This window comes from Collinsella sp. SGI.241, assembly GCF_050312955.1.
Lineage (GTDB): Bacteria > Actinomycetota > Coriobacteriia > Coriobacteriales > Coriobacteriaceae > Collinsella.
On record NZ_JBNPKM010000007.1, the window covers coordinates 13,537 to 26,610 of the forward strand.

Annotated in this window: 7 protein-coding genes; 2 read left to right on the top strand and 5 right to left on the bottom strand. The window is 58.1% G+C overall.

Annotated elements, in window-relative coordinates:
* The first annotated feature begins 42 nt into the window (after positions 1-42).
* Both ACQQ92_RS04575 and ACQQ92_RS04580 read left to right on the top strand, forming a co-directional pair.
* A complete protein-coding gene (locus ACQQ92_RS04575) occupies positions 43-1,758 on the top strand; it encodes a SpaA isopeptide-forming pilin-related protein (RefSeq protein WP_427795304.1) in 1,716 nt (571 codons plus the stop codon).
* Positions 1,759-1,834: 76 nt separating this feature from the next.
* Complete coding sequence (locus tag ACQQ92_RS04580) at positions 1,835-2,773, top strand: class C sortase (protein WP_427795904.1); 939 nt, start codon at positions 1,835-1,837, stop codon at positions 2,771-2,773.
* Between the two features lie 293 nt (positions 2,774-3,066).
* Here the strand turns inward: ACQQ92_RS04580 and ACQQ92_RS04585 are convergent, their stop codons facing one another.
* From ACQQ92_RS04585 to htpG, 5 genes are all read right to left on the bottom strand, one after another.
* Entirely contained in the window at positions 3,067-4,113 is a 1,047-nt protein-coding gene (locus ACQQ92_RS04585) for an IS1595 family transposase (protein ID WP_427795905.1), read from the bottom strand.
* Positions 4,114-4,183: 70 nt separating this feature from the next.
* Positions 4,184-5,167 (bottom strand): DMT family transporter, encoded by a 984-nt coding sequence (locus tag ACQQ92_RS04590; RefSeq protein ID WP_427795906.1) that lies wholly within the window; start codon positions 5,165-5,167, stop codon positions 4,184-4,186.
* 207 nt (positions 5,168-5,374) lie between these two features.
* The gene (locus tag ACQQ92_RS04595) at positions 5,375-7,564 is read right to left on the bottom strand and encodes a YhgE/Pip family protein (protein WP_427795907.1); all 2,190 of its coding nucleotides are present in this window, start codon (positions 7,562-7,564) and stop codon (positions 5,375-5,377) included.
* Positions 7,565-10,330, bottom strand: coding sequence for a YhgE/Pip family protein (locus tag ACQQ92_RS04600; protein WP_427748320.1), 2,766 nt, complete (start codon positions 10,328-10,330; stop codon positions 7,565-7,567).
* A gap of 533 nt (positions 10,331-10,863) precedes the next feature.
* Positions 10,864-12,888, bottom strand: coding sequence for a molecular chaperone HtpG (gene htpG / locus ACQQ92_RS04605; protein WP_427719038.1), 2,025 nt, complete (start codon positions 12,886-12,888; stop codon positions 10,864-10,866).
* Between the last annotated feature and the right edge of the window lie 186 nt (positions 12,889-13,074).

A 13,074-nucleotide genomic window follows, 5' to 3' on the forward strand; every position in this document is an offset into this window, starting at 1 on the left:
CAGACAGACGTAGATTCGTGTACGAAATAAATGGAGGACACTATGAAGCAGCACACACGCATTGCCGCCAAGGCCATAGCAGCAGGCCTGAGCTTTGCGTTGACGATGGGGGGCGTGGCAGCACCGGTCACGATCGCACTGGCAGACGACACAAGCACTTCTGCGAGTGACACCACGACGACCGCGGCTAGCAAGACGGGCTCTGTGACCATCGAGAAGAACGCTAACAACACCTCCGATACCACGACGACGATCGGCTATCAGATCTTCAAGGCCGATGTCGTGCAAAACGGGACATCGAAGACCGCCTCGAATATCGCCTGGGCAAGCGATGAGGTCGCAACCGTGGTCAATGCCCAGATCAAAGCGCTCGACAGCTCCTATATGGGAACGAAGGCCCAGGAAGCCGCAGACTACCTGGCGACGCATCTTCCTGCGGAAGGAAGCTCTGGCACGAGCACGATCATCGAGAGCGGAAAGCTCTATTCCAATATCGCTAACGCCCTGCGTGCTGACACGAACCTGACCCCGACGACGCTCATGATCGGTGTGGCGCAAAACCTCTCCGCAGGCTACTGGCTCTTCCTGACTGACACAACATCGACCGCCAATACGGACTCCGCATCCAAGGTCAACCAGGTGGGCACCGCTCCCATCTACGCAGTGGTAGGCGGCAGCGCCCTCACCATTTCGCCCAAGACCGACCTTCCCACGGTGACCAAGGAAGTGAAGAACGACGCGACGGGCGCCGAATGGAGCAACGTCGCCGATTCACAGGTAGGCCAGAACCTGCAGTATCGTCTGACCGGCACGGTCGCCGACGCACTGCCCAGCTACACCACCTACTACTACAAGTTCACCGATACCCTTTCCGCCGGCCTTACTGCTGATAGCACGTCTGTTGAGGTCACGGTGAAAACGGACGGGACGGAGTATGCGGTCGCGTCAACTTCATACAAGACGTCGCTTGCGTCCAACACCGACAGCACGAGCACGCTCGGTGTGGAGTTCACCGACCTCAAGAACCTGAAAGAGAAGGATGACCCCAATACAACGATTCCGGTGAATACAACCACCCATGTGTATGTGACCTATAACGCCAAGCTCGATAAGGACAAGGCGTACAAGGTGGCCAGCGACTACAACGACAACTCCGTCACGCTCACCTATTCCAACAACCCCGGTACCGACAGCAAGGGCGATACTACGCCATCGAGCGTGCGCGACTACACCTACAAGCTCAATCTGGTGAAGGTCGACAGCTCGCAGCAGAGCACGAAGCTTTCCGGCGCGAAGTTCACCATCCAGGCGAAGAATCCCGATGAGGGCGCCGGTACGCAGACGCAGTACGTGCAGGCAGATGGTACCCTGGGTACCGACGCTCACGTATTCACGACGAGTGACGACGGCTCCATTTCCGTGTCTGGCCTCGATGTGGGCACCTACACGGTGGTCGAAACTCAGGCTCCGGATGGCTACAACACGGTACCGAGCTTCGATTTCTCGATTACGGCTACCTACGAGAATGGCGCACTCACCAAGGTCGGTGCGAGCACCACGAACGCCACCGCTGCCGACGCCTCGGTGGGCAGCGATAACGCCGTCACCGTCACCGTCAAGGACAAGGCGGGCATGAGCCTGCCCCTTACCGGCCAGGCGGGCGTGACCCTTACCTGGGTTGCCGGCGGTGTCGTCCTTGCCTTCGGTATCACGCACCTTGTGCGTTCCCGCAAGCGTGACGAGAACAGCGCTGAGTAGCATCTGCCCTGCACGTCATTCATGCTCTGGCAGGCCCCGCTTGTACGGGGCCTGTTCTTTGAGAAGGTGAGATCGTTTGGGAAAAGGTGAGGGAAGAAAGAAGAAAGCAAGGCGCAGGCTGCCGCGCTGGGCAGACCGGCTCATCACGGCTCTGGTGATCCTTTTCGGTGTCGGCCTTCTTGTGTGGCCGTGGGTGGTCGATTACTTCGAAAGCCAGGGCGTTGGTGCTACGATCTCGAAGGTCACAGCCGAGGTCGATGCGCTTCCTGCTGACCAGAAGCAGTGGTATCTCCAGCAGGCACAGAGCTACAATGCCGTGCTTGCCGGAGATGAGCCCTCGATACTCGAAGAGGATATCGTTTCCTATGGTCAGCAGCTCACCTATGAGAACGACCCCATGATGAGCTGGATCGAGATTCCTTCCATCAATGTCAGCATGCCGATCTATCACGGCACCTCCGATGCAGCCCTGATGGCAGGTGTGGGACATCTTGAAGGTTCGAGCCTGCCTGTCGGGGGCACATCGACGCATGCGGTCCTCACGGCACATTCCGGCATGCGGAACCTCAGAATGTTCGATGATATCCACGAGCTCGAGGAAGGCGACATCGTCCTGCTGCATACGATGGGAGACATCCTGGCCTACCGTGTCACCTCTTCGGAGGTGGTCTGGCCAGACGAGACAGAGTCTCTTGCCATCCAGCCAGGTCAGGATCTCCTGACGCTTGTCACCTGCACGCCCTACGGCGTGAATGACCATCGGCTTCTGGTCCACTGCGTGAGGACCGACTATTCGCAGGAGGAAGCACAGGAAGCATCAATGCTTCAGAACAGGCACTGGGGTGCCCGTGAATGGGCTATCCTCATCGTGGTCGTTGCCGCCGCTGCCCTTGTCCTCGATATCGTTGTCTACCGTTTCCGCAAGAAGGCAAAGCTCAAGAAGAAGGCACGGGATCAGGGACCATCCGGCAGCGATGAGCCAGACACCCTTTTGCCTGGACAGAAGAAGAGATAGGAAGCGAAGGCCCGCCATCTGTGCGGGCCTTCTTTGCTGCCGGAGACTTTTCTGCGAACCTGCGGCGGAGCATCGTATGCCGTTTACGGAATCGAGAGGATATCTTCGCTGGCTTGCTGAAACGCTGTCCAAGAACATGGCCATAGCCCCTGCAATCTGCAAAGGCGCAGCTCATAGCTGCAATGGGTGCTGAGCGTCTGTGACGGGCACTGCGCTGAATGTCTATGGATGCGTGTACATCTTTCTGGCATGGACAGCAGTTTATTGCATGACCGTTTACAAAGAACTCTCTGTTAGACCAGCATTGACGTAGCCGCTCCCTGCCGTTGCCAATAGTCCCAGAAGGGCTGGGGACGATCGATCATCTGGCGCCTCGTATGCTCGTAGAAGCCGCAGGCGCTCTGGCCGGAAAGCGTCTGAAGCCCGTCTGCGTCCGAGCGCCTTGCCTGCTCGAGCCAAAGGAACCAGGAGAGGTAGCGGTCCAGCCACTTGGTGGATACGCCGTGGAATGGGGCAAGGAAGATGCGCAGCCTCTGGTGCATCGCGTTGACCATGCCAAGCTCGCCGTCCTTCTGCAGGCGCGTGTCGGTGGCGGCATGCTCGGTGATGCCGAGGGCGGGAAGCACGCGCTTGTAGCCCTGATGGGCGTCGGTCGCCACCCAGGTGCCAGGACCGAGACCCTTGATGGCGTCTCTCAGGGCCTCATCCTTCGGCCTTCCCCTGTCGGCCACGCGGCAGAGCTCGTCTCCGGCATCATTGGCTCCGCAGATGACGCAGACCTTGAGGTTGGAGATGCCGCGCGCATGGACGGCGCCGCCGTGCTTGTGGGGCTTCCTCGGCATCTTGGCAGCACTCCTTGCCCTGTTTCCCGTGAGGGACTCGTCGAGGTAGGCGCCGTCTACCTGCCAGGAGACCGAAGGTCCGGTCCTGAAGGCGAGAAGCGAGCGCTCCATAACCTCGCAGAGTCTCATGCGCATGAACCAGGAGGTCCTGAGGCACACATGGCACGTCTTCGCGCACTGCCTCAGGCTTGAGCCCGAAAGCGTTGCTTCCACGAAGAGCGCCCAGGTCGTGGCATCGAGCTTCGAGGCGGCGAGCAGGCCCCTGCTCTTGGACGAGAATGTCCTCCCGCACCCCTTGCAGAGCCAGCGCTGGGAGCCGTCGGCATTGTGCCCTTTCCTGATGAAGGAGGAAGAGCCGCACCGGGGGCATGATCTGGGCGTCGCGCCATCTGCCTGCTTGCCAAGCTCGCGCGCGACCGCCGCCTTCGTGGCACAGATGAGATCACGCTTCTCCCCGAGGGAGAGCCCCTCCATCTCATGGAGTATGATGTCCAGCATCCCGTCCCCGTCTCTTCGATGTTGATGTTTGGCGACATTCATCTTAGGGCGGGGACGGGACATTATTACGTCAACGCTGGTCTAACGGAGAGTTACGCAAAAAGTCAAAGTGCGTCTCGCTCAAGATAATCGACAGGAAGATGAGCGCAAAGCCGGCAAGCAAACGCGAGGTGAGCACCTCCCCCATCAGCAGCACCGAGAACAGCACGCCCGATGGCGACTCCATCGAAAGCAGTAGTGAGCCCGTCGAGGCCGGGACATGCGCCAAGCCCACGTTTTGGATGAGCAAACCCACGCATGTGCAGCCTACCGAGAGAAATGCCATCACGCCAATAAAGCTCGGCGTCCACACGGATAAAGGCGCCTGGGTCTCGAACGGCAGCGAAGAGATCAGGCACAGCACACCGTTGCCCGCAAACATCCAAAACGTGATGACGTTGATGTCCATCTTGCGACCGTACTTAGCGGCCACCGCCATCTGGATGGCAAAGAAGACCGCGCCGCCCAGCGTAATAACATCGCCGGCATTGAACTCGACGCTATCAAGCGCCACCAAGCCAATGCCCGCCAGACACAGCAACGCGGCGCCCAAGTTGTAACGGGTAAGTTTTTCGCCGCTTAGGACATAGCTCGCAAACGGAACCAAGATACAGTACGTGCCCGTCAAAAACGCGCTTTTGCCTGCCGTGGTCTGCGCCAGGCCAATCGTCTGCAAACCGTAGGCACCCCACATGAGCGCGCCCATGCCAAGTCCAACAATCAGATTTCGAGCGTTGAAATGGGCAACAATGCGCTTGTGGAAGACGGCAAGCATGACCAGCGACGCCGGAAGAAAGCGAATGTAGAGCAGCTCGAACACCGGAATGGTATCGAGCGCGTCCTTCATGGTGGTAAAGGAATAACCCCAGATGACCGCTATCGAAAGCAGCAATACCTTCCAGAACAGCGGCGAGCGCGCACCGGCACCGCGAGAGGCACCGCCGGCACCCAGGTCTTCGCGGGCTACAGGGCTATCGGGCATATTTTCGATTTCAATAACGGCATGATGGGCCATAGGGCATCCTCGCGCTCGGTCTGGGCGTGGTGTCCGCACGCGCGCGACCGCATGCCGCCTCATGGTCAAATAAAAACGGGACGCGCCGGACCCCCGGCACGCCCCGCAACTGTAGCAACAATCAAGCAGCCCACGCAATTCAGCCCACTAAAGTATCGAACAGAAAAGCCTCGATGCTCCGGCAATGTCAGTGTTCACATTGTTGCGCTAGATTAGTTTTGTACTCTCCAGCTTTTCGATAATCCAGTCGTTGGCTTTGATGACTGGACGACGGAAGACCACACCCAGGGCCAGTGACGGAATCAGATAGCTCGCCAGAATACCCAGCTCAATCCAGTACTCCATATGGTAGGCACCGGCCATGGCGGCGTGCATGGCGTTGATGCCGTGGGTAAACGGCAGGAACGGATAGATCGCCTGGAACACGGGACCGGTCATCTCGATGGGGAACGTGCCACCCGAACCGCCGACCTGCATGACCAGCAGCACGACAGCGAGGGCCTTGCCGATATCGCCAAACGAAACCGTAAGCGTGTAGACGATATTGGAGAACACGAGACTCGCGACCCAGCCCGCCAGCACAAACTGCAACGGGTTGTCGCACTGGATGCCAAAGAACAGAATGTCGCCCGCACACACGAGCGTTGCCTGTAGCAAGGCCAGACCGCCAAAGAACAGATAACGGCCTAGGTAGATCTCGTGCAGGCGCACGGGGACGAGCTCGTTGATGAGCTCATCGTTAACCGAGACCTTCATCATGGCTGCCAGAACAATCGAGCCCACCCACAGCGACAGAATCGTGTAGAACGGCGCCATGGCCGAACCGTAGTTGCGGATCGGATAGACCGGCTTGCGATCGAGCGCAACGGGGCCGGAAAGCGACGCGGCGAGACCCTCGGGGTCGTTGCCGATCATCGTCTTGATCGTGGCCAGATCGTCCGACATAAGGGCACCGTCGAGCTCGTCCTTAAACGCGCTAATCTTGTCCGAAGCTTCACCCAGCTGATCAGAAGCCTTGTTGACCAGCTTTGCAGCCTTGGAGAGGCCCTTTGACAGCGAACCGGATGCGTCGGTCAGGCCATCTACGGCGCTATCCAAATCGACCGAGATACCATCGAGCGAGTCTAGAACGCCCGAGACGGTCTTCTTGAGCTCCTTGGCCTTAACCGAGAACGTGGAATCGTAATCGGATTTGGCGCCCGCGATGCCGGCCTTGGCATCGGCGATGGCCTGATCGACCTCGGCACGCGTGCTGTTTACCTCTGCCATGCTGTCGGAGAGAGACTCCTCAGTCGCCGTCAGGTCCTTCGCATTGTTGCGGTACTCATCGGCAATTCCGCCCAGCGACGTCGCAGCGGACTTGAGGCCGTCCTTCAAATTCTCATCGCTCACCTGGTCGGCAAGGCTGCGGAGTTCATTCGCCGTGTTCTCAATCTCGTCGGCACGTTTATTGAGTGACTTAGCGCCATCTTTGAGCTGAGACACCGTAAGATTGACATGCTGGTTTGCAGCATCGAATGCATTTGCGAGCTCGGTAGAAACTTTATCGAACGAACCCGCGCTCCCATCAATAGCGGCATCGATCGCATCGCTGGCGGACTTGAGCGCTTGCTCGGAATCGGCAATACCGCTCTCGGCATGCCGCATGAGCTGCTTCACCGACTCCTCGGTCGATCCGGACTGCTTGAGCATACCGCTCGCCGACGTCAGCGAATCGGACGTGGAGCTCAAAATGCCCGCAAGCGACGTTGCGCTGGCCTGAATGTCCTGCAAGTCCTGGACCGAATCGCCAAGCGTCGAGGACAGGTTGGCGATAAAGTTGCTCACCTGGTCGGTGCTCATGTAATCGAGCAGGCTGGACACCGTCTTAAGGCCGATGGTCGTGATGGTCTTGGTAAAGGTCTCATTGACTTGGCTCTGGACGGCGCTCGAGCCCTTCTCGGTCACAATCTGGGCAATGGCGTTGGCCTTCTGGTTCTCGTAAAACTCGATATCGGCGTGCTTCACCTCAGTCGAGAAAAGCGTCATCATGTCGGCGCTAAACGTTTTAGGGATAACGACGGCAGCGTAGTACGCGCCCGACTTAACGCCCTCGATCGCCTTATCGCGGTCGTTGAGGACAACCCAGTCGAAGTTCTCGTTGCCGCGCAGGGTGGCGGTTACGTTTTCGCCCACGTTGACCTCGACGGGAATCAGATCGCTCTCGTAGCCCTCGTCGGTGTTGACCACGGCAATCTTAAGATTGCCGGTGTTGCCGTACGGATCCCAGCTGCCGGCGATGTTAAACCACGCGTACAGACACGGCACGATAATGAGACCCATCACGACAATCAAGCCGATCACGGAGCGAGACACGTTTTGGACATCGCGCTTAAACAGATGCAGGATGTTCTTCATTTATGCCTCACCTCCTTTGGAGTGCTTGCCAAGCGCGGTGGTATCTCCATCATTTGTGGCTGTGCTGTCGCTGCCCTGAGATTTATGGTGCGAGCCTATATGCGGCAAGCGGCCCGTGGACTGATCGCCGCCCTTGGCACCACGCTCGCTGGCGTTGAGGCCAAACATGTGGCGGGCGGCAGGAATGGCGGCCGTGTGTTCGCGCATCTCGCGACGCAAGTCCTCATCCGAAAGCGCCGAGATGCGCATCTGGGTATTGAGGCTCGCGCGGATATATTCGATATTGATAAGCCAGCCGCAGATGGCAATAACCGAGATGATCCAAATGACAAGCAGGATGATCTTGCCGTTATTGTCGATATCGAGAACCGTCGACAGGACAAAGAGCAGGACCTGAACGCCCACCACGGCGGCAAAACCGCCCTTGATGTAGTACGGGTAGCGATGTTCAAAGGCGACCGCATGATCGAGCAGTTCGCGACGGTACGAATCAGAATCGAGCATGACACGCATGGCCGTGCGCAGCGAGTAGCGCTGGCGCGGCAGGTCGTTGGACTCGCAAATCATCATACCGGTCGTGGAAAGCTGTTTATCAAAGAGCAGGTTAAGGTTGAGCAGCAGCGGACGCAGCTGTAGGCCGATAAAGAGCGCCACGATCAAGAACACGCCCAGAATGCACAGGTTAAACAGGTAGTTGAACGAATACATGCCGCCGACCGTCTCGCGCAGCAGATTGATGCCGTAGGTAAAGGGCAGCAGCGGATGCAGCCACTGGAAGAAGCCGGGCATCATCTCGATGGGGTACATGCCCGAAGAGCCCGGAATCTGCACAATGACCAGGATGACGCCGATCGCCTTGCCGATATGCTTAAACGTGGTGGACAGCGCATAGATGATATTGACGTAGGTGAACGAAATGGCGATGCCGCCCAGCACGAACAGCAGCGGGCTGACGCACTGCACGCCAATCACCAGATCGCCTACCGTAACGATAATGGCCTGGAACGCGCCCAGGATCACCAGTAGCAGCCAGCGGCCAAAGTAGCCCTGACGCGCGGTAAAGCTGCCGATGCCTTCGCGGTCGACCTCGAGCTTGTAGATAGCGATAAGCACGTAGCCGCCCACCCAAAGCGCCAGATTGGTATAGAAGGGAGCGATGCCCGAGCCAAAGCTCTTGACCGGGAAAATTGACTTGGAAGTCAGCTCTACGGGAGATGCCATAAAGTCTGCCACGTCATTGACGTCGACACCCATCAGATCAGCCAGCTCGCCCATGGACTCGGAGGTCTGCAGCGCCGCAATGTCGTTGGCGGCGGTTGCGAGCTTGTCCTGGACCTTGGCAAGCGAGGCATCGGTCTGAGACAGCGTGGTCTTGGCCTGACCGAGCGTAGCGTTGAGTTGCGAAAGTGTACCGCGCGCACTTGCAATAGTAGGCGTGAGGCCAGACACGATTCCCGTCAGATCACCCGAGACGGCGGCAAATGAATCAAGCGCGCTCGAGGCCTTCGGCAGCGCGTTTTGACCCAGGTCCGTCTGGGCCTGGCCAAGGTTAGTCGCACCGGTCTGGATTGCGTTATTGATAGCGTCGCTGGCACCCGAGACAGCCGCGGCGTCATTCGCCATGGCGCTCGACTGCGCAGACAGACTATCCTTGATGCTCTGAAGCTTTTCATTCTGCTCGCGGAGCAAATCGATGGTCGATACAATGCGCGCGTCAATTTCCTCGGAACCTGTCGACGTGTCATTAACGAGAATTTCCAAGTGCCCGATAACGGCCTTATTGTGGTCGATCGTCGCCTGGAGAGACTCAAGCGAGTTGTCGATACGGGTGGTCGTAGATGTGACCGTGCCCGTCAGCTTGCCAATCGCAGCGTTCGCGGAGGCTGACGTCTTGGTGAGCGCAAGGCTGCCTTCCGAGAGCGCCTTGGAGAGCGAGGTGATGGAATTACCCGCCGTGGCGCGAGCCTCGCCCAGCAGGTCGTTGCCCTGGGAGATCGACTGCGTCAGCGACGGCGCCTGACCCTGTAGACCGGCAAGTGCTGCATCTGCCGAGGCAATGGAACCACTCGTCTTATCGATGGCGGCATTCATGTCGCCAATCGAACCACGCACCTCGCCCAAGGTATCGGATGCTTCGGACACCGAACTTGCCAGCGAATCCTGGGTCAGGGTTGCCTTGTCCTTTAAATCGACTCCGGCATCCTTGGCAATACCGGCAACGGTCTCGCCCGCCGTGGAGACAAATTCCGAGTTGATCTGCTCCTCGATGGTGCTTGCACCGGTGTCGGTAACCTTCGGCGCAATAGCGCTCTTCTTCTCATTGACGTAGTACGTAAGCTTGGGCTGATGGTAGTTGCCGTCGAGCATCGAAACCAGGTTATCCGAGAAGTTCTTGGGGATTACGATGGCCGCATAGTACTCACCGCTCTCGACGCCCTCTTTGGCATCGGCCGCCGAATCGACGAAGGTCCAGCCCAGCCGATCGTTCTCCTTGAGCTGATCGACGACCTTATCGCCCGCGTTGAGCTCGCCCACCAAGTCGTTTTGGGTGCCCTGATCGTTGTTGGCGATGGCAATCTTGATACCCTGGGTGTTTCCGTACGGATCCCAGTTGGCCACGATGTTGTACCAGGCATACAGCGAGGGAATAACACACACGCCGAGGGTAACCACCAGAGCGACGGGGTTCACGATCAATCGCTTGATGTCACGCTTAAATATCGCAAAGGAGACCTTTGCATCGGATAGTTTGCTGCCGAGACTCACGCTTGGACCATCCATCCTGTCGTTGAATCGAATCGTACTATCGATAACCATTGTACGAAGGCGTTTTAACGTCTCGATGCACAATGGTATTGAGTTTTGCGGGTAGCAATATACTACGAAGATGAGTTAACGTACAGTTGTACAGTATCTTAAATTTCAGCAGGTCACAAAACCACAACCCGCACAAATTAGCAACCCAACTAGTCGTTGGGGACGTTCTTTAGTCATTGGGAACGTTCTTAAACGACTAGTCAAACAAGAACGCCCCCAATGACTACTTAGGATCACGAAAGCGTCGCTGGTTGAGCATAAGTCAGCGAAAACGCCCCTAAGCGAGCAAGGTGACGTGAAAGAGGAGGGAAGCGTACTTCGGTACGCGACCGACGATTGAACGTCAGATTGCCGCTTAGGGGCGTTTGCAGCGTCGACCGGTCTGCCGTTCGTTAGAACGGCAGAACCAATAGGTTCGTTAGAACGGCGGAACTGAGGGCAGCGTCGAGCCGTTCCGCCGTTCGGCAGAACGGCGGAACCAATTACATAAGCTCGCAGACAGCCGCCGCGAAGGCAACGGGGTCCTCGGGCAAAATACCCTCGACGAGCAGAGCCTGGTCATAGAGCAGGCCGGAGTACTGCTTGATCTTGTCGGCGTCGCCCGCCTTCTGAGCAGCGACGAGCTTGGCAAAGACCGGGTGCTTGGCGTTGAGCTCGAGCACGCGTTGGCTCTTGGGCATACCGTCGGGCGCACCCTCGGGACCCTTCTGAAGCACCTTCTCCATCTCGAGCGAAAGCGGACCCTCGGTGGTGATGCACGCGGGAGCATCGGTCAGGCGCGCAGAGACGGCGACCTTCTCGACCTTGTCACCGAGTGCCTCCTTCATGGCGCTAAAGAGGTCCTCGTTCTCCTTAGTGGCGTCCTCGGCCTCCTTCTTCTCGTCCTCGGTCGCCAGGTCAAGATCGCCGGTAGCGACATTCTTGAGCTCCAGGTGACGATCTTCGACCTCGGGCTCGGCACCGTCGGCAACAGCCTTCTCGGCAGCCTCGCGGGCAGCGTCGTCCTCGTAGATCTTGGGCATATCGACGGCAACGTACTCACGCATAGCCTGGAACGTGAACTCATCCACATCCTGCGTCAGCAGCAGCACGTCATAGCCGCGGTCGAGTACGCCCTTTACCACGGGCATCTTGGTCAAGCGCTCACGCGAGTCGCCGGCGGCGTAGTAGATGGCCTTCTGATCTTCGGGCATGCCCTTGGCATACTCGGCCAGGGTAATCATCTTCTGCTCCTTGGCAGACCAGAACAGCAGCAAGTCGGCGAGCTCATCGGCCTTCATGCCATAGCTCGAATAGATGCCGTACTTAAGGCCACGGCCAAAGTTCTCAAAGAACTTCTCGTAGGCCTCGCGGTCGTTGTCACGCATATCCTCAAGGTCGGCGGTAATCTTCTTTTCCACACGCTTGGCGATGGCCTTGAGCTGACGGTTCTGCTGCAGCGTCTCGCGCGAGATGTTGAGCGACACGTCGGCGGAATCCACGACACCGCGGACAAAGTTATAGTAGTCGGGAAGCAGGTCGTCGCACTTCTCCATGATCAGGACGTTGGAGCTGTAGAGCGCCAGGCCCTTCTCGTAGTCCTTGCTGTACAAATCGAACGGCGCGCGGCCCGGCACAAACAGCAGGGCGTCGTACTCGAGCGTACCCTCGGCGTGGAAGCTGATGGTGCGCGCAGGATCGTCAAAGTCGTGGAACGTAGACTTGTAGAACTCGTCATAGTCCTTCTGCTCAACATCGGAGCTGCGCTTCTTCCAGATCGGCGTCATGGAGTTAACGGTCTCGAGCTCCTGGTAGTCCTCGTACTCGGGCTTGTAATCCTCCGGCGCGTCCTCGGGCTTGGGCTTCTGGCGGCTCTTGGAGACCATCATTTGGATCGGGTAGCGCACATAGTTGCTGTACTGCTGAATCAGGCTCTTGAGGCCCCACTCGGTCAGGAAGCGATCGTAGGTCTCGGCCTCGCCATCGGCGTCGAGCTTCTCGTTCTCGCGCAGCGTCAGGATGACATCGGTGCCGTGCTCGGCGCGCTCGCCGTCCTCGATGGTATAGCCCTCAAGACCGTCGGATTCCCACACATGGGCGACATCCTCGCCATAAGCGCGGCTGACCACCTTCACGTGGCTGGCGACCATAAAGGCCGAGTAGAAGCCCACGCCAAACTGACCGATGATGTCAACATCCGAACCCTGCTGCTCGGCGTTCTCGGTCTTAAACTCCTCGGAGCCGGAATGGGCGATGGTGCCCAGGTTGCGCTCGAGCTCCTCGGCGGTCATGCCAATGCCGTTATCCGAGATGGTAATGGTGCGGGCGTCTTTATCAAAGGAGACGCGAATAGCCAGGTCGCCCTGGTCGAGCTTGACGCTCGGATCCTGCAGGCTCTTAAAGTTGAGCTTGTCGACGGCGTCGCTCGCGTTAGAAATAAGCTCGCGCAGGAAGATTTCCTTGTTGGTGTAGATGGAGTTGATCATGAGGTCGAGCAACTTTTTGCTCTCGGTCTTAAATTGACGCATGTGCAGTCCTTTCGCGCTACCCCCGTCCGCAAAAACAGCCCGGTTACCCGAGCCGTATCGCAGACCTGCTATGTTCAGACTTAGATTTTATAACCCATTAGCGCGCATATATACATGCGGAATCGAAAAACTGTATGTCCGAGCACTCCGATGCGCCAATTGCCGAGGAGTGTCCCCAACTGTCGA